Source organism: Lysobacter sp. M15 (genome assembly GCF_022662515.1).
Taxonomy (GTDB): domain Bacteria; phylum Pseudomonadota; class Gammaproteobacteria; order Xanthomonadales; family Xanthomonadaceae; genus JAKPBU01.
On the sequence record NZ_JAKPBV010000008.1, the window covers coordinates 40,503 to 58,294 of the forward strand.

Consider the following 17,792-nt stretch of genomic DNA (forward strand, 5'->3'; position numbering starts at 1 on the left):
GCATGCACGGCCTCAACCCCCAGCAATCCGCCGCACTTGTCCAGATCGATGGCCCCGTCCTGGTGCTGGCCGGCGCGGGCAGCGGCAAGACCCGGGTGATCGTGGAGAAGATCGCGCATCTGATCCGGTCGGGACGCTATCCGGCCAGGCGCATCGCCGCGATCACCTTCACCAACAAGGCCGCCAAGGAAATGCGCGAGCGCGTCGCGCGCCGGATCCGCGGCGACGCGGCCGAAGGCCTGACGATCTGCACCTTCCACGCGCTGGGGCTGAAGTTCCTGCAGATCGAACACGCCCAGGTCGGGTTGCGGCGCGGCTTCTCGATCTTCGACGCCGACGACACGCTCGCCCAGCTCAAGGATCTGATGCCCGGCGCCAAGCCCGATGCGGTCCAGGCCGCGCAGGGGCTGATTTCGCGCGCGAAGAACGCCTGCCTGGGCCTGGAGCAGGCGCAGGAAGCCGCGCGTTCGGCGCGCGAGCGCGAGGCCGCGGCGCTGTACGCCCGTTACCAGGCACGGCTGGCGGCGTTCAATGCGGTGGATTTCGACGACCTGATCCGCCTGCCCGTCGAACTGCTCGAGCGCGACGCCGATTGCGCACTGGCCTGGCGCGAGCGCATCGGCTACCTGCTGGTGGACGAGTGCCAGGACACCAACGACGCGCAGTACCGGATGCTCAGGGCGATCGCCGGACCGGCGGGCAACTTCACCTGCGTGGGCGACGACGACCAGAGCATCTACGCCTGGCGCGGCGCCAATCCGGAAAACCTGTCGCAGCTTGCGCGGGACTATCCGGCGCTGAAGGTCGTCAAGCTCGAACAGAACTACCGCTGCAGCAACCGGGTGCTGCGCGCGGCCAATGCCCTGATCGCGCACAACCCGCACGAACATCCCAAGCAGCTGTGGAGCGCCAACGCCGACGGCGCGCGCATCCGGGTGTGGGAATGCAACGAAGCGACCCACGAAGCTGAGAAAGTCGCGTCCGAGATCCATTTCCTGCAGCAGAAGCATGCCGCGCCGTGGAGCGATTTCTGCGTGCTGTTCCGCGGCAACCATCAGAGCCGCGCGCTGGAGAAGGCGCTGCAGCTGCTGCGCGTGCCCTACCACCTCAGCGGCGGCACCGCCTTCCTCGACCGCGGCGAGGTGAAGGATGCGCTGGCCTGGCTGCGCCTGCTCGCCAATCCGGAGGACGACACCGCCTTCCTGCGCGCGGTGCAATCTCCGCGCCGCGAAGTGGGGGCGACCACCCTGGCCAGGCTCGCCGAGATCGCCCAGGGTCTGCATCTGCCGCTGTCGCGCGCCGCCGAATCGATGGGCGTGCTCAAGCAGCTGCCGCCGCGCGCGGCGAACGGGCTGAGTGGGTTCATCGACATCGTGCGCGGCCTGCGCAGCGACGCGTCGCGCCTGCCAGCGGCCGAACTCGTGCGCCAGCTCAACGAGCGCAGCGGGCTGGTGGCCGCGCTGCGCGCCGAATGCAAGAGCGATGCGCTGTTCGCACTGCGCCGCGGTAACCTCGACGAGCTGGCCGACTGGTTCGAACATGCGCACGACAACCGTGCCCGTGGCGCCGGCCCGGGCGAGCTCGCCGCCTCGCTCGCCCTGCTCTCGCATGCCGACAAGGGCGATGCCGGCAACCAGGTGCGGCTGATGAGCCTGCATGCGGCCAAGGGTCTGGAATTCCGCTTCGTGTTCATCGTCGGCATGGACGACAACACCCTGCCGCACGAGGCCAGCGTCGACGAGGGACGACTCGACGAGGAGCGCCGCCTGCTCTACGTCGGCATGACCCGCGCCAAGGAACAGCTGTGGCTGTCCTATGCGCGCGAAGCCAACCGCTGGGGCAACAAGCTGCGGCTGAAACCGTCCCGGTTCCTGGATGAACTTCCGGCTGCGGAATTGCAGCGCGACGGCGCCGATCCGGCGGCCGACGCCGAACGCAGGCAGGAGCGTGCGAGCGCCGGTTTCGCGGCGATCAAGGCACTGCTCGACGCATAGCGGCGCGGAGACCTTAAGTCTCGCCCGACGATTCTTCCAGCCGGGCAAGCCGGTCGCGCAGCGCTGCGACTTCCTGCTCGAGCGCCTGCACGCGTTGCGCGAGCGATTGCGTCTGCTCTGCAGCCGCGGTGGCGACGGGATGGACCGCGCGCGATCCATGGGCATCGGCCGCCACCGGCCCGCACAGCAGATGCATATAGCGTTCCTCGCGCTGGCCACTGGCGCGCGCGAGCTGCACGACCAGCGCGGGCTCGCGCTGGGCCAGGCGGCCGAGGTGATGCCGCACATCCTCGACACTCTCGAACGGGGCCATGCGCTCGCTGCGCGCGAGCAGTTCGTGCGCCGTCTGCGGTCCGCGCAACAGCAGCAGTCCGAGCAGGGCGGTCTGCTGCCGGGTGAGTCCGAGCGCCGGCATCGCCAGTTGTGCATAACGATCGGCGCGCGAGGAGAAGGTCTGTTTCGCCAGGCCGAGCTCCTCGAGCCGGCGCAGCGCGTGCTGCACTTCGCCCGGATCGAGCGCCATCAGCGGTTCGCGCGCGGTTTTCTGGTTCGCGGCCGCCTGCGCCGCGTTGACCGTGAGCGGATAGGCCTCGGGCGTGGTGGCTTCCTTCTCGATCAGGCAGCCCAGCACGCGCGCCTGCTGCGCGCTCAGCTGCGGCAGCTCCGCCGGACTGTGTGCATCGGTATGCATTGGAAGCGATCCTGTCATCGGCGGCCGATTAGCGTCCGATACACTCGCCGCCACTTCAAGTCGGGAGCGCATGATGCGTCGGTTGGCATCCACGCCGTTGCTGTTGGTCGCGGCATTGACGTTGGCATCGGTCGGTTGCAGGCGCAGCGATCCCGCGCCGGCACCAGCCGTGGCAGTTCCCACCGGCGCCGCGACCACCGCCGACGCCGCCGCGCCCGACGACAACCTCAACGCCGTGCTCTGGGTCCAGGGTTCGGCCGAATACCGGGCCGTGACCCAGACCCTGTATCGCGCCGCCGCCGACAAGCTCGATGTGGCCCTGGCCGAGCCGCACTGGGACGCGCTGGTGCCGGGCGAGCGCGGCAATCCCGCGAGCGGCCTGCCGCCTGCGGTGATCCTGGATGTGGATGAAACCGTGCTCGACAACTCTCCCTACCAGGCGCGCCTGGTGCGCGAAGGCCGCGAGTACAACGAAGTCAGCTGGGACCGCTGGGTCGCCGAGAAGAAGGCCAAGCCGGTCCCCGGGGTGGTCGACTTCGCCAAGGCTGCGACCGCACAGGGCATTACCCTGCTCTATCTCTCCAACCGCGCCGAGCACCTGCAGGCAGCAACCTTGGAAAACCTGCGCACCGCGGGCCTGCCGGTGAAGGACGACAGCGTGTTCTTGGGGCTGGGAACGGTCGTGCCCGGTTGCGAGCAGAACGGCAGCGAAAAGAACTGCCGCCGACGCCTGGCCGGCCAACATTACCGGGTGCTGATGCAGTTCGGCGATCAGCTGGGCGATTTCGCCGAGATCCTGGCCAATACCCCGGCCGGCCGCCAGCAACTCCTGGACGAATATCGCGACTGGTTCGGAGAACGCTGGTGGATGCTGCCCAACCCCACCTACGGCTCGTGGGAGCCTGCGATCTTCAACAACGACTGGACCCAGCCGCGTGCAGCCCGGCGGCAGGCCAAGCGGGAAGCGCTGAATCTCGCCAACTAGCAGCGAAATTGCAGGCAAAACCTGCCAACTCCCTCTAAACCGCCACAAAGTTTCGGTTTACAGGTTTCCAGCGACTCCAAAAATCAATCACTTAAATGCGCTCATTTCGCGTATTGCTTTAAGTTCTGGTCTTCGCTAGCCTGTTGGCGTCCGGCCTCGCCGGAGCCATGCCACAACCGCACCATGTGTGCACTGTCCATCCGGCGCGAGCCGGACTCTTGAAGGAGGCCTGACGGCCTCCTTTTTTTGCCTGCGGCACGCGCCCCCTAGGGCACGCCCCAGATGCGAACGAGTCCGGACGGCACTAGGCTTCGATCAGGTGCGTCCGGAGCGCGGCCATGGCCGATCCCATCAGCAACAGCAGCCTGCCGCCGACCGCGCAGGGCCATGGGCTTGCGCTCGGACGTGTCGACGGCTCCGCTCTGGAAGCGATCCTGGATCGCATGCTTCCTGGGGTGAGTTTCGAACAGGCGGTGCAGGACGCCATCGATGCCGGCGACCTGTCTGCCTCGGATCTCTACCCGGGCCGTCTGGCCGAACAAATCGCAGACCTGTCGCCCGGTCATCAGCGCCAGCTGGCCGGAACGACCGAAGGTCTGCCGCCCGCCCTGCGCGAGGTCCTGGACCAGTTCGGCGTGGACCGGACCAAGGCCGATGGTCCTGGCCCCGGTGCCGACCCGGCAGGACTTCGGGCCGACAGCACCGCCATGCCGCAGGGCAATGCGGCGCTGCGCGGCGAACAGGCAAGCGCTGCGCAGGCCTTGGCCAGGGGCGATGCGACGGTTCCCTCTGCTGTCGTCCGGGCCAGCGGCACGATCGCCGCGCAACCGGGTGCGGTGCCAGTCGCCGGCGACAGGGCGCAGTTCGACGGCCAGGTGCTTCAGGGCGCGCGCGTCGGCGAGGCTTCGGCCGCGGTGCGCATGGATGCAGCCGGTCCCGTCCTGAATCCCGAACGCCCGCAGGGACCGATGCTCCAGGCCCTCCCGCAGCAGGCCATCCTGGCTCCGCAGGGCCGCGCCGACGCGCTTCCTGCCCAGGTCCTTCCGCAAGCTGCGGGAGCAACCATCCTGTCGGCGCCACAAGGCACCGTCGTCGCACCGAATGCGCAGGCCCCGCTGGCGCGCGGTGCCGACGGCGCCCAGGCACGGGAAAACCAGCTTGCCCCCGCTGGCCATACCCTGGCCGGCAGTCTCCGACGCGATACCGGCAAGCGTGGCGCAGGCCTGCCCCGCCAGCATCCTGCCGATGCATTGCTGGCCCTGCTGCCTGGCCGGCGCAGACGTCGCGCCGAAGGCGAAGACAGCAGCACTTCCTTCCAGTGGCTGTTCTGGATCCTGACCGTCATCGCGTACGGCGCGCTCGCGGTGGCGATCGTCGCCATGATCCCCAGCGGGGGCGGGTTGAGCGACGGCGCCGGCAGACCCGGCTACGGTGCCTATGCCCTGATCATCGGCGCACTCGCCGCGGCAGCATCGTGGTGGGTAGGCAGGCGCCTGTCCGGCGCCGCGAAGCAAGCACACAACAGGAGTTGACGATGGGCTTCGGACCGCACAATTCGCCGATCGGGAAGCTGCTGGAAAACGGACCCCACAAAGGAGGCTGGCAAAGCCAGCTCGACGCGCAGCGGCTGGAATCCGCATTCGACCTGATGAAGAACGACCCGCGTGTCACGCTGGGCGAAGCCCTGCAACAGGTCGATGTGGACCTGTCGAACATCCCGCAGTCGGTAATGAACGACATCGTCCGCAACCAGCCGTCCGATGTGCAGGCCCGCGTGGAACAATGGGCGACCGCTACCCCCAATTCCCCGGCCCTCGATCGCAGCAGCGCCACGATGTCCGCGTCGCCTGGACCCGGAGCCGCGACGACCGACAGCTCCGCGCCGCTGAGCACCTACGGACAGTCCGGCAACGCATCGATGGGCAACGCCGTCGGGCACGGCGGCATCCCACCGGGCCATGCTTATGGCCACGGCGTTGGCCCGAGCCTGGAGCCCGCGGCGCGCAACGTGCAAAACCTGGCGCCCGCCGACAGCACCCATAGTCCGATGATCCAACGTGTCTTCAGCGGCGAAGGCGCGCGCGTGGAGCCGGCCAACAGCACGAACGCCATGCCTCGGACCACGGGCGGGGAAACCCTTCGTGCCGACACGACCCAGGGCGTTGCCATGCCGCGCGAGAGCCATGGCGACGCCCATCGCGCGGAGCGAACGCAATCCAATCCGGTGCCCGGCAGCCCCCTGCAGCGCGGCGGCGAAGTTCAAGGCGCGCTGCGTCAGGATGGCTCGCAGTACGCCTCCAACAACCCCATACAGTCGCGCAGCGATGGGCCGACATCCCAGCAGACCACCAGTCTTGCGGCCCATGGCGGCCTCACCGCGCAGCATGCGATGGCACAAGCCGCGCCCCAGGGCGCCGCACATGCGGCGGGCTTCTCCATCCAGCAGGCGACCGCGCAGTTTGCATCGCAGCAGGCGGGAAACCGGCAGATGGGTGAACAGGCCCCCCAGCAGCAGCTCAACCCGCGCGCGGCGGAGGCGACCGTCGGTAGCCACCGCGTGCAGGATGCGCGTCCTGCGCTCGCTGCGGCGGACCCGCGCGGGTTCACGCCGCAACAGTCGCTTCCATCGCAAGCCGTGCAGCCTGCGCAGGCGCGCCCGGAACTGGCGGCCAACCAGGTCATGCCGCAGCTCGCCGGCTTGACCATGGTCGCCAACCCGCTGATCCCTGCGGTCGGTGCGCAACCCGGCCAGAACGTCGTTCCCGTCGCTTCCGGTGCCGAAAATGCGTCGCAGGTGCGTGGGGATGCGCTGCTGGCGCCCGCTGGTCACACGCTGGCCGGCTTTCTGCGTCGGCACCATCGCGGCGCCAAGCGTGGCGCGGAGCAGCCGTTGAGCTGGCTGCTCGCTTTGGTTCCCGGCGCCCGCAAGCGCCGCGCGGAAAGTCGACCCGACGCCATGTCGTTGCAATGGGTGTTCTGGACCTTGACCGTTGTGGCCTACGGAGCGCTCGCCATCGCAATCATCGCGATGATCCCCAGCCGGGGGAGGCTGTTCGACGACGCCGGCGCGCCAGCCGTAGGCGCCTATGCCCTGCTCGTAGGTGCTGTGGCGGTAGTCGCATCGTGGTGGCTGGGACGCTACCTGGCCAAACGATCGGTGACGTCGTGATGGCTTCGCCGACCATGCGCCTGCCGCGACTGATCGTATACCTGCTCCTCGCGGCGTGGCTGCCGGCTGCCAATTCGCAGGAAGCACCGATGGTCGATGCCGTCGGCGCCTACCACCAGGCCAATGTCATGCGCCATCGCGGCGAGCAGCGGGAGGGGGACGAGCGCACGCGGCAGGACCGCAAGCCGGTCGAATCCGGCACGATCTCGCAGCAGGACTTCGACCGCTTGATGGCCGATCTCCAGCTCGAATACCGCCAGCGTGTCGTGCGTGACGGTCAGATCCAGGCCGATACCTGGTTGCGGAGTCGGGTAGCCGAGTTGCGCAACCGCTATCGCCGTATCGAATAACGAGCTCAAGGGCCACAAAAAGACGACCCCGGTTCCGGGGTCGTCTGTGCTTGCTTGCAGCATGGCGCCCCGCGCACAGGCGGAGCGCCCTTCCTGCACGGTCAGCCGCTCTTGCGGGCCATCGCGGTCTGACCCTCGCCCATCGACTTCAGTGCAGTGCTGACTGCCTGGATGAACATCGAATACATCTGGCTCTCGACCGTCAGCTTGGTCGAATCCGCGGCGGACGGCTTGTCGCCGATGCTCTCCGCCGTGCGCATCAGCGCATTACCCTGCTTCTCGATCAGCTTGCCCATCGCAATCGCGAAGGCTTCCAGCCAGCCCGCGCCGCGCTTGGCCGCGCGTGCATCCTCGGTACCGCTGTTCTCGCGCGCATCGCGCAGCTGGATGTCGGAAATGACCTGGTTCCAATTGATCTCGCTCATGGCTGTTCTCCGTAGTGAATGCTCTGTCGTTCCGTTTGAAAAGCGCTTGTTTCCGGGACTTCAGGATTACTGTGGAGGGCCGCGCAACCTGCGCGAGCGTGAACGGGTAATCGACTCGCGCCCTGGCAGCAACGGCGCCTTGGACTTGGCCGGATCAACCGCATCCGCAGCCGAGGCCGCGCGCTGTTCGCGCAGCCACTCCAGGGCCTTGGTTTCGCCATCGCGCTGCACGCGCCGGGCGAACTCCATCGCGACCTGCGCGTCGGGCTGCTGCAGCGGATCGATCGCCGCATCCAGCTGCCTGACCAGTGCATTGCGTTCGTCCTCGCTGAGCACGTTCTGGCCAATCAAGGCATCGAGCGTGCGGATCCATTCGGCACGGTCGGGCTTGGGTTGGTCCAGCGTCGGCGCCAGCGATGCCTGTTCGACCGCTTCGCGGAAATGGCCCAGCAGGAACTCGACGCCATCGCGATCCATGTCCGATTCTTCGCGCAGCGCGTCCTCGAACATGCCGAGCAGCTTGGCCCGCACTTCTCGCTCAATCGCGCCCTCGGCCTCATCCGCCCCGGACGGAGCCGCAGCCGCTGGTGGCTGGGCGGCGATAGCAGCCTGGTCCGAAGGTCGCTTGCGTAGCGGTGTGCGGCGCGTGGACATGAGTGGCCGTTATTCCCCTGTGTGGGCCGATGGCCTGGCACCGGCGCATCGTTGCAAACGAGTGTAGGTGGCGCTCTGCGCGCGCAACACTAGGGCGCGCCCTAGGGTTTGCATGTGATGTCCATTGCGCGCGCCGGACGCCTCATCCATGGAAATGCGGGTCGATTTCCAGGGTGCCGAGGTTGCGCGAGGCGAACCGCTCTGCCAGCTGCGGCGCGGCCTGCTGGATGGCGTCGAAGCTGCCGCGGGAACGGACGTCGGCGCGCAGCAGCCAGCCGCGGTCGGTGCGGCTGAGCAGCAGATCTGTGCCGGGCAGGGTGTTGTCGTTCAGGCGCAGCAGGACCTGACCGCGCTCGTGATCGACCCCGTTGGGGCTGACGGCGAGCTGGCGGACATGGCGTTCGAGCATGTCGGCCAACGCCTGCGGGTTGGCATGGGCCTGCGGGGCGGCGGGTGGCAGGGCAACAGTAACTTCCCGGGCCATGACCTGGGCCTGGTAGAGCGCGGCGAGTTCCGCGGGCTGCAGGCTGTCTCCCCCGGCCTGTTGCTGGCCCCCGTCCTCATGCTCGCCCTTGCGCAGCACGGCCTGGTCGGTCGTGACCTGGCTGGTATCGGCCTGCGCGTCGGGTTGCGCCGCTTCGCCGCTCTCGAGTCCTGTTTGCACGCGTGGCTCCCTACCCTCGGCGCGGTTCTGCATCAGGGTCTGGAAGCGGTCGACCAGCTCGGTCTTGGGTTGCTCGCGCACCTGCTCGCGCACCTGATCGCGCGGCTTGTCGACTTCGCGCATGGCGTTTTCGGCCTGGGTTGACTGGGTGCGCTGGATGCTCATGGGACTGCTCCTTCGACGGCTTCCTGCCGCGGCCGATCATGGCCTGCGAAACATTACGAATGGATGAGGGATGGGCGCCTACCGATCAGCAGGTCCTCGGCGGCGGCTTCCTCGCGACGGGCTTCGTAACCGCGCTGTTCCCTGCGCCAGACCTCGCGCCGCTGCTCCAGCGCCTCTTGCCGGGCGCGGGCACGGAAGTAGGCGGTGCGCGCCTCGTCCTGGGCCTGTTCGGCCTGTCGCAGCGCGAATTGCGCCTGTTTCAATCGTTCCTGCGCCGCCACGGCGAGTTCGGCCAGATGGTCGACATGACGCTCGCGCTGTTCCAGCGCAGCCGGCCATGCCATGCCCGGTGGCGGCGGCGCGAGCAGCTGCGCGCGCTGGTGGGCGCGGTCGCGCTGCAGGGTCTGGATCTCGCCGTCGATCCGGGTGCACTGGTCGCGGCACGCCTGGGTCTGGCGCTGTTTCTCCATCAGCACCAGGCGCGCGGACTCGGTGCGGTGCTCGCGCAGCCGGACCAGGGTTTCCAGCGGAAAGCGCTTGCGCAGGCTCATGCGAAGAGCTTGCGTAAGGCGGCGACGGACTCGCCGAAGTCGGCGATGTCGCCAGAGGGTTGCTGCAGCAGCTTGCGGATGGGCTCGATTTTCTGGATCGCGATGTCCGCTTCGGGATCGCTGCCCTTCTTGTACTCGCCCAACTGCAGCAACAATTCGATGTCCTGATGCTTGGCCAGGTATTTGCGCAGCTGACCGGCGGCGCGCAGCTGCGGCTCCTCGACCACGCGCGGCATGGTGCGGCTCAAGGACGTGAGCACATCGATGGCGGGGTAGTGGTAGGCCGCGGCGAGCTTGCGCGACAGCACGATGTGGCCGTCGAGGATCGAGCGTACTTCCTCGACGATCGGATCATCGCCCTCCTCGCCTTCCATCAGCACGGTGTAGAACGCGGTGATCGAGCCCTTGTCGTTGTTGCCGGCGCGCTCGAACAGCCGCGGCAGCGCGGTGAAGACCGAAGGAGGGAAACCGCGCCGCGCCGGCGGCTCGCCGACCGCCAGGCCCACGTCGCGCAACGCGCGCGCGAAGCGGGTCACCGAATCGACCAGCAGCATGACCCGCTTGCCGCGGTCGCGGAAATGTTCGGCGATGGCGGTGGCGACCCAGGCCGCGCGGCTGCGCTCGAGCGCAGGGCGATCGGAAGTGGCGACCACGATCACCGACTTCGCCATGCCCTTTTCGCCCAGGTTGTCGCGGATGAATTCGTTGACCTCACGTCCGCGCTCTCCGACCAGGGCGATCACGTTGACGTCGGCCGAGGCGCCGCGCGCGAGCATCCCCAGCAGGGTGCTCTTGCCACCGCCGGCCACCGCGAAGATGCCGATGCGCTGGCCGACGCCGGCGGTCATCACCGTGTCGATGGCGCGCACGCCGGTGGCGAAGGGCGCATCGATCAGGTTGCGCGACAGCGGGTGGGGCGAGGCCGCATAGATCGGCATGTCCTCCACGGGCGGGCCGCCGGGCACCGCGATCGGCCCCTTGCCGTCGATCGGCTCGCCATGCGCATCCAGGACGCGGCCGAGCAGGCCATCGCCGGCGCGCACCGTCGCCTGGCGGCCGGTGGCGTACACCTCGGTCGCGGGCGAAACCCCGTCGAGCGCGCCCAGCGGGGTGAGCACGGCATGCTGGCGCGACACACCCACGACTTCGGCCGCCAGCCGGAAATGCGGATCGCCGCTGTCGGCGGGATTGCGCAGCTCGCACAACTCGCCGATCGCGGCCTTCAGCCCGGTCGCGCGGATCAGGGTGCCGTAGGCCTCGACCACCTTGCCGATGCGCTCGATCCTGCGGACCCTGCCCAGCGCGGCCAGCAGCGGATCGGGCGCTGCATCGGCGGGCAGCGACAGGTCCACGTCGGGAAGCGCCGTTGGCTTGCTCATGCGCGCGCGACCGGAGCCGTGCTCGAACTGGCGGCGGCCAACGCCTGGCGGATCGCTTCGATCTGCTGGGCGACGCCGGCGCGGACTTCGCCCGCTTCGGACATCACCACGCAGCTCAGCGGATCGAGGCTTTCATCGTCGACCAGCTCGATCACGCCCACGCCCGGGTGCGCCTGGCGCACGGCGGACAGGCCCGCGCCCACTTCGTCGCGTACCGAAGGATGCACGCGGATCAGCAGGAACTGCTCGGCCTGCGCGGCCTCCACCGCCTGCATCACCAGCGGCGGCACCACCGTCTGCGCGTCGAACCCAGGCGCGATCCGCGCGACGATGGCGCAGGCCAGCTCGCTGATGCGCCCGCTGGCCTCGCCCAGTACCCGCGCGCGCCGTTCGTTGAGTGCAGCCAGCTGTTCGGCCATCTGCTGCTGCGCCCGGGCGAAGCCTTCGGCGAATCCGGCGGCGTGGCCGCGTTCGCGCGCCTGCGCGATCTCGGCCCCGGCTTCGGTGTAGAGCGCATTTGCACGCGCGAGCAGCGCGTCCAGCTGGCCGAGCCGTTCCCATTCGCGCGCGCGGATGATCTTGCCGGCGGCGGCGCGTTCGAACTGACGACGTTCGAACACCGCGACTCCGCCCATGTTACGGGCGGAAGCGGATGCAGGCGGGACAGCGGGGGCGCTGGGCTCGGGCATGCGGCTGCCTGTGTCGGGAGATTTCACGCGCTGGCTTCGCGCTTGAGATGGTGGTCGTGCAGCATCTGCACCTGCGCAGGCGGCAGGACCACGGCAAGCCGGTCCTCGCGCGGGTGCAGCAGGGCAGCCCACTCGCCCAGGGCGCGATCGTTGTCCTGCGCCCAGGCCCACAGCTCGCTGCGGCCCTGCCGGTCGAACAGCGCGTACAACAGCGCGTGACCCGCCGCATCGCCGGAGAGCGCGGTCTTCAATCGTCCGCCCATGGCCGTGACGGCGTCGAGCGGAGCACGGCCATCCCACACCGTGCGGTCCAGCGCCAGCAGATAGCTGTTGCCCAGCGCCTGCTTGAGGCGGCGCACCGCATCGCGCCCGACTTCGGCGCGGATCACCGGCGCCATCGCCAGCACCCCCAGGTCGCGCAGGAACGGACCCAGGCGCCCGCGCGGCCAACGCACCGACACCCGGCCGATCTCGCGTTGTGGGGTGGGGGCCAGCAAGGCCGCCCCAGGACCCGACGCCAGCCAGCGACCCAATATCCGTTCACCCAGTGCGCTTGCACGCGCACGCGCAATCAGTCCCGGGTCGACGGCGTCATCGGTGCCCGCGCCAAACCAGCCGGGGTCGATCTCGGCAAGAACAGTCGGCAACGACACCGCAAGGCGACCCTATCCGTTCCAGACCCGTCCGCTGGCGGCTTGCGCGGCGGCAGCCGCCGTGCGCGAACGCATCCGTCCGAACAGGGCGAGTACCAGCGTGAGCACCGCGACCACCCCGGCGGCGATGCCGATCGCCAGCGGACTGAAGCCGGCGACGGACATGCGCGCATCCGCCGGCGCACGCGAGGCCTGCGGACCGCCGAGCGTGTAGAACTTCACCGTGACCTTGTTGGGGTCGTCCAGGCCTTCGACGCTGTCCTTGACCGTGACCTTGATGTCGGTCTCGCGGTCGCGCACATTGGCGCCGGGCTGCTCGTAGATGGTGACCGCCGCCGAGGAATCGTTGGTTTCGTTACCCAGCGGGTCGCGTTCCGGCAACGCGATATGCACGCGCGCTTCGGCGACGCCCGGGATTCCCGACAGGGTGCGCGCGATTTCCTGTTGCAGGCTGCACTGGTAGCGCGCGCGTTCCTCGATCGCCGACGAAGCGAAACCTTCCTTCTTGAAGGTTTCGCACATCGACACGTAGCGTTCGCGCGGCAGGCGGTGCGCGGCGAGCACCTGCATGGCCCTGGGGAAGTCGCCCTGGCCGACTCGAATCTCCCAGCCGGTGCCGGACTGCAGCGAGGTCTGGCTCTTCTCCGCACCGATGCCGGCGCCGAGCAGGGCCGCCATCAGTTCGTTGGCCTGCTGCTCGTCCAGATTGCTGTACAGCGCGGTGCGGCCGCAGGCGGCCAACAACAAGCACACCAGCGCACCGGACAGCGCTGCGCGCCACCACGTTGGTGTTGCCGCGCGTCGATCCTTCAACCCTCGCATGCGAACTTCTCCCCTGATCCCATCAATGCCGCGGCCGCCGTCAGGATTGCTGACGGAACAGCTGCTGGATGCCATCGGACGTGCGGTTGGCCACGTTCGAGGTCAGTTCGCACTGGAACATGAACTGATGGCACTGCATGGTCATCTGGATGATCTGACTCGGCGATGCATCGGCCGGGTTCGCGGCCAGCTTGTCGGCCAGCGCGCGGATCCCGTCGGCGCCGCCATTGAGGCGGTCGAACGCGGCGAGCACATTGCGCATTCCTTCCGACGGCTTCTGCGCAGCCTGGATCGCCCCGGCTTCGGTTGGCGCATTGGCCTGCACCGCGCCATTGCGCTCCATCGCAGCAGCGAAATCGCGGATGTCGTTGTGCGAGGCCTGCGGCGAACTGGCCGCGGACGAGGTGGTGGCTGCCTGCGCGGGTTCGAGCCCCGCGGCGGTAATGGCTTCGATCATGACCTAACTCCTTGTACCAGCGCGGCTGCGCCGGCGTGGGTCACCCTGGCCTGCGACGCGCCACGACAGCGGCGCGAGGCAGGCACCCGGTTCCTGTCCTTACTGGCGCTTGCTCAGGGATTCGAGCGCCTGGGCGACGGAGTTCTGCGAGGTGGCTGCGTTCTGCGACAGGAACTGCATGCGCAGGCTTTCGGCGGTGAGCGCGACCATGTTGGAAGGCTGGTCGTTGCCGCTCGATCCGATCGCATCGGACAACTCGGTGATGCGCGAGGCCTGTGCGTCGAGACGCGAACCCCAGGCGCGCGACATGGCTTCGAACCAGCTGTTGCTGCTGCCCGAGGACGATCCCGAGCGCGACGAACCCGAATTCATGGTGCTACCGGCGCCCACCGCACCGATGTAGCTCAGCACGCCGTCGTTGTTGACATTGCTCATGACCCCTACTCCTTTCCTGGATTAGTGAGGCGGCTACCGCCGCCGTGTTGGCACCTTACCGCGTCCGTCTTACCGCTAGTCTTACTCGTTGCTTACTACAAGAAAGTTGCGAATGAAACCGCTCATGCTGAAGCGGCGTACTACTGCTTGCTCGAGACCGGTGCAGGGATCTTCTCCTGCGATCTGTTAACCGCCTGTTGCGGCGCGTCCGTATTCATGTTCGATGTCGCATCCGGACTGCCGACGACATTGCTGAAATCCGAAGCCGCCGCGCGCGCGGCCAGTTCGGCAGCCGTGATCGGCCGGATCTGCTTGATCTCGCCGCCCGGGCCTTCCACATAGATCTTGCTGCCGATGCCAATCAGCTTGCCGTGGCCCGGGATCACCGTGCCATCGGGATACTGCTCGCCGTTGGCATCGACCACGTATGGTTCGCGTCCGCGCACGACCGCGACGATGTCAACCGGCGGGAGCGCTGCGACCGCGGCCTTTTCATCGTCGGCCTTGCCATCGGGCGAGGCGGCGGCCAGCTGTTCGCCGGGCACCACCTTGACGCCGACGTCGGCCAGCGCGCGCGATGCGAGCACTTTCTCGAACTGCGCCTGGTCGACCGTGCCTTCGATCTGCACGGTGTTCTCGCCGATGTAACGCGTGCCGACGGCGATGCCCGCCATGCGGAACACCTCGCGCACGTCGCGCGCCAAGTCTTCGCCAGTGCGCAGCGCGAGGCTGGCGTTGATGCCCGCGTCGCGCAGCTGCTGCTGGACCCGGCTGCGCGCCGCGTCGCTGTCGACGGTGCCCGACAGCACCGGGACACCGTTGACGTCGCTTCCGACCCTGGCCTGCGAGATCTGGTACTGCGGAATCAGCGCCTGCAGATACGCCTGCACGTCGACCTGATCGTTGCTGCGCGGAAGCAGGGACGCGATGACCGCCACCGCCGCCAGCGCCAGCACCGCGACCGCTGCGATCATCGGCAGCCGGCGCAGGAACGGGCGTGCGCGTTGCTTACGTGCGGGATCGGCGATGGCGGGGAACAGCGCATCCCACGCGGCTTCGTCGTTGCCGCCAAAGGCGATCGCGGCTTCGCCCAGATCGATGCGCTGCATTGGGCGGATTTCAGCCGGATCCCCCGGGTGCAGGGGTTTGCCTTCGATCCGGACCGGCGCGTCGAGTGCGCGCAGGGTGAAGCTGCCGCCGACCAGGGTGATCAGCGCGTGGTGTGCGGCCACGCCGGTATCGGCGAGCACGATGTCGCAATCGTCGCCGCTGCCGACGACCAGCATTTCCTGCTCGCCCAGGCTGCGGCTCGCGCCGGCGTGCAGCCCGGCGACGATGCGCAGCACCTTGGGCGCGGCTGGTCCGGCTGGGTTCGCATGCGGAGCATTCATGTGGCTCGAGTCTCCGGAAGGCGCGCTCGCGTTCTCGTGTTCAAGCATTGATCTGCCCCGCCTGGACGATGCGCAGGTCCGGCGCGAGTTCCTGGTAGGACAGCACCGGCAGGTCGAAGAAATCCACTTCCAGCAGCTTGCGCAGGTGGCGGCGCACGTCGAGCGAACACAGCAGCACCGGGTGCACGCCTTCGGGCTGGCGCGCCAGGTGCGAACGCACTTCGGCGCTGAGCCGCGCGGCGAGTTCGGGCGCGATCGCCAGCTGGCTGGCGCCGCCGGCCACGCGTACCGACTGGCGCAGCTTGTCCTCCAGTTCCGGATGGATGAGCAGCACGTGCAGGCTGCGCTCGGCATCGGCATAGCGGTCGGCGATCTCGCGCTTGAGCGCCACGCGCACATATTCGGTGAGCAGGACTACGTCCTTCTCGCGCCCGCCGACGTCGGTGATCGCCTCGAACGCGTCGCGCAGGTTGCGCACCGGGATGCCTTCCTCCGCGAGCCGTCGCAATACGTCCGCGACGCGCTGCGGCGCCACCACGCGCAGCATCTCCTTGACCAGGTCCGGATAGTCGCGCTGCATGCGTCCGAACAGGTTGGCGGTTTCCTGGATGCCGATGAAGCTGCCGAGCCTGCGCTGCAATGCGGCGCGCGTGTGCGCGGCCAGGGTCTCGCCCGCATCCAGCGTGTCCGGGCCGGCTTCGGCCACCCAGTCGCCGGTCAGCGGCGGGAAGAATCCGGGCAGCTTGTTGCCCGCGGCGGTCACGCGCGCGGGGCGTAGCTGCGCATCGGTGCGCAGGCGCCCGGAGGCGATGCGCGCACCGAACGCGGTCAGGCGGTACTCGTCGTCCGCCAGTCCGGACACGATCTTGGTGACCGGCAGGGCCACCGGCACGCCGTATTCCTCGCGCAGGGCGGTGACCACGTCCTTGATCCGCGCCTGCAGTGGAACTTCGCCAAGCGCTGCGGCCAGCGCCGGGGAAAGCTCCAGGCGCAGCGGCGCCGGCGGCGCAAGGTCGTCGGCATCGACGGGCTTGTGCGCTTCGGTCATTTCCGCGGCACTGACCCGGAACACCCTGCGCAGCGAATCGAACTGATGTCGATAACGCCAGGCGGCCAGGGTCAGCAGGCCGCCGCCGAGCACCAGGAACACCATGGTCGGGAAGCCGCGCACGAAGGCCAGCAGCACCGCCAGGATGCCGACGATCAGCACCACCCGGGGCTGGCCGGAGATCTGTCGCCCGATCGCATCGCCCAGATGGCGGTCGTCGATCTCGCCGGTGGTGCGCGTGACCACCAGGCCGGCGGCGATGGTGCTGAGGATCGCCGGAATCTGCGACACCAGGCCGTCGCCGATGGTCAGGATGCTGTAGGTATGGGTCGCATCCGCCAGCGACATGTCCTTCTGCAGCACGCCGATCGCCAGGCCGCCGAGCAGGTTGACCAGGATGATCACGATGCCGGCGATGGCGTCGCCCTTCACGAACTTCATCGCACCGTCCAGGCTGCCGTGCAGCTGGCTCTCGGTTTCCAGCAGCCGGCGCTTGCGCCGCGCCTCGTCCTTGTCGATCAGGTTGGCGCGCAGGTCCGAGTCGATCGACAGCTGCTTGCCGGGCATCGCGTCGAGGGTGAAGCGCGCCGCGACCTCGGCCACGCGCTCGGCGCCCTTGGCGATGACGATGAACTGGACCACGGTGATGATCAGGAACACCACCAGGCCGACCACCAGGTTGCCGCCGGCAACCATCTTGCCGAAGGTCTCGACGATATGCCCAGCTTCGGCGTGGAGCAGGATCGAGCGGGTGATCGCGATCGAGATCGAGAGCCGGAACAGCGTGGTCAGCAGGAGCACGCTGGGGAAACTGGAGAACGCCACCGGCGTGGGGATGTAGATCGACAGCATCAGCAGGCCGAAGCCAATCGCGATGTTCATCGCCACCAGGGCGTCGAGCACCACCATTGGCAGCGGCAGGATCATCACGCCGATGATCAGCACCGCGCCCACCGCCAGGACGATGTCGTTGTAGCCCACCCGCGGGCGCGGGGCGGCGCCCGTCGGGGGCGCGAGCAGCGAGCCGATCAATTCACGCATCCAGGCGACCTCGGCGGGCGGAAGCACCGCCCATCGGGGCAGCGCCAGCGAACGGATTCAACGGGTTAAGGCAGGGAGCCAGTGAAACTGCGGAGGGGTCGGTACCCCAAACTGGCGTGGATTGTGGCACGGCCCCCTGACCTCATGCGTCACAAAGTGGCAAATTACGATACAAAAGCCAACCATGGCAACGGTGAAGATGGTGTTGGTGCGACGCAAAAAGTTTGTG

Annotated in this window: 18 protein-coding genes; 5 read left to right on the top strand and 13 right to left on the bottom strand. The window is 68.3% G+C overall.

What is annotated here, in order from left to right:
- The first annotated feature begins 2 nt into the window (after positions 1 to 2).
- On the top strand, positions 3 to 1,994 hold the full coding sequence (locus tag MC380_RS07110) for a UvrD-helicase domain-containing protein (RefSeq protein WP_242163896.1): 1,992 nt from the start codon (positions 3 to 5) through the stop codon (positions 1,992 to 1,994).
- Between the two features lie 13 nt (positions 1,995 to 2,007).
- Here the strand turns inward: MC380_RS07110 and MC380_RS07115 are convergent, their stop codons facing one another.
- Positions 2,008 to 2,685, bottom strand: coding sequence for a DUF480 domain-containing protein (locus MC380_RS07115; protein WP_242102286.1), 678 nt, complete (start codon positions 2,683 to 2,685; stop codon positions 2,008 to 2,010).
- Positions 2,686 to 2,758: 73 nt separating this feature from the next.
- On the opposite strand from MC380_RS07115, the gene MC380_RS07120 reads away from it, so the two are divergent.
- The 4 genes from MC380_RS07120 to MC380_RS07135 all read left to right on the top strand — a co-directional run bounded on the left by MC380_RS07120 (position 2,759) and on the right by MC380_RS07135 (position 7,189).
- The gene (locus tag MC380_RS07120; RefSeq protein WP_242102285.1) at positions 2,759 to 3,670 is read left to right on the top strand and encodes a 5'-nucleotidase, lipoprotein e(P4) family; all 912 of its coding nucleotides are present in this window, start codon (positions 2,759 to 2,761) and stop codon (positions 3,668 to 3,670) included.
- 338 nt (positions 3,671 to 4,008) lie between these two features.
- Positions 4,009 to 5,202: a hypothetical protein gene (locus MC380_RS07125; protein WP_242163898.1), complete on the top strand. Its 1,194-nt coding sequence runs from the start codon at positions 4,009 to 4,011 to the stop codon at positions 5,200 to 5,202.
- A gap of 2 nt (positions 5,203 to 5,204) precedes the next feature.
- Positions 5,205 to 6,839, top strand: a complete 1,635-nt coding sequence (locus MC380_RS07130; protein WP_242163900.1) for a hypothetical protein — start codon at positions 5,205 to 5,207, stop codon at positions 6,837 to 6,839.
- On the top strand, positions 6,839 to 7,189 hold the full coding sequence (locus MC380_RS07135) for a hypothetical protein (protein WP_242163902.1): 351 nt from the start codon (positions 6,839 to 6,841) through the stop codon (positions 7,187 to 7,189). The genes MC380_RS07130 and MC380_RS07135 overlap by 1 nt, the downstream gene beginning before the upstream one ends.
- 101 nt (positions 7,190 to 7,290) lie before the next feature.
- Here MC380_RS07135 and MC380_RS07140 read toward each other — a convergent pair whose 3' ends face one another.
- The 12 genes from MC380_RS07140 to sctV form a co-directional block, all read right to left on the bottom strand.
- Positions 7,291 to 7,614 (bottom strand): hypothetical protein, encoded by a 324-nt coding sequence (locus MC380_RS07140; protein ID WP_242102281.1) that lies wholly within the window; start codon positions 7,612 to 7,614, stop codon positions 7,291 to 7,293.
- A 66-nt stretch (positions 7,615 to 7,680) separates the two neighbouring features.
- Positions 7,681 to 8,145: a hypothetical protein gene (locus tag MC380_RS07145; protein WP_242102280.1), complete on the bottom strand. Its 465-nt coding sequence runs from the start codon at positions 8,143 to 8,145 to the stop codon at positions 7,681 to 7,683.
- Between the two features lie 265 nt (positions 8,146 to 8,410).
- Positions 8,411 to 9,097, bottom strand: coding sequence for a hypothetical protein (locus MC380_RS07150; RefSeq protein ID WP_242163904.1), 687 nt, complete (start codon positions 9,095 to 9,097; stop codon positions 8,411 to 8,413).
- A 53-nt stretch (positions 9,098 to 9,150) separates the two neighbouring features.
- Positions 9,151 to 9,648, bottom strand: coding sequence for a hypothetical protein (locus MC380_RS07155; RefSeq protein WP_242102278.1), 498 nt, complete (start codon positions 9,646 to 9,648; stop codon positions 9,151 to 9,153).
- Entirely contained in the window at positions 9,645 to 11,027 is a 1,383-nt protein-coding gene (locus MC380_RS07160; protein ID WP_242163906.1) for a FliI/YscN family ATPase, read from the bottom strand. Before MC380_RS07160 ends, MC380_RS07155 begins: the two co-directional genes overlap by 4 nt.
- Positions 11,024 to 11,647 (bottom strand): FliH/SctL family protein, encoded by a 624-nt coding sequence (locus MC380_RS07165; protein ID WP_242102276.1) that lies wholly within the window; start codon positions 11,645 to 11,647, stop codon positions 11,024 to 11,026. The genes MC380_RS07160 and MC380_RS07165 overlap by 4 nt, the downstream gene beginning before the upstream one ends.
- Before the next feature lie 92 nt (positions 11,648 to 11,739).
- A complete protein-coding gene (locus MC380_RS07170; RefSeq protein WP_242102275.1) occupies positions 11,740 to 12,369 on the bottom strand; it encodes a hypothetical protein in 630 nt (209 codons plus the stop codon).
- Positions 12,370 to 12,381: 12 nt separating this feature from the next.
- Positions 12,382 to 13,191, bottom strand: a complete 810-nt coding sequence (gene sctJ, locus MC380_RS07175; protein WP_242102274.1) for a type III secretion inner membrane ring lipoprotein SctJ — start codon at positions 13,189 to 13,191, stop codon at positions 12,382 to 12,384.
- Between the two features lie 40 nt (positions 13,192 to 13,231).
- Positions 13,232 to 13,648, bottom strand: a complete 417-nt coding sequence (locus tag MC380_RS07180) for a hypothetical protein (protein WP_242102273.1) — start codon at positions 13,646 to 13,648, stop codon at positions 13,232 to 13,234.
- 99 nt (positions 13,649 to 13,747) lie between these two features.
- A complete protein-coding gene (locus MC380_RS07185; RefSeq protein WP_242102272.1) occupies positions 13,748 to 14,083 on the bottom strand; it encodes a hypothetical protein in 336 nt (111 codons plus the stop codon).
- 140 nt (positions 14,084 to 14,223) lie between these two features.
- On the bottom strand, positions 14,224 to 15,474 hold the full coding sequence (gene sctD / locus MC380_RS07190) for a type III secretion system inner membrane ring subunit SctD (protein ID WP_242102271.1): 1,251 nt from the start codon (positions 15,472 to 15,474) through the stop codon (positions 14,224 to 14,226).
- Between the two features lie 40 nt (positions 15,475 to 15,514).
- A complete protein-coding gene (sctV, locus tag MC380_RS07195) occupies positions 15,515 to 17,563 on the bottom strand; it encodes a type III secretion system export apparatus subunit SctV (RefSeq protein WP_242163908.1) in 2,049 nt (682 codons plus the stop codon).
- Positions 17,564 to 17,792 lie beyond the last annotated feature (229 nt).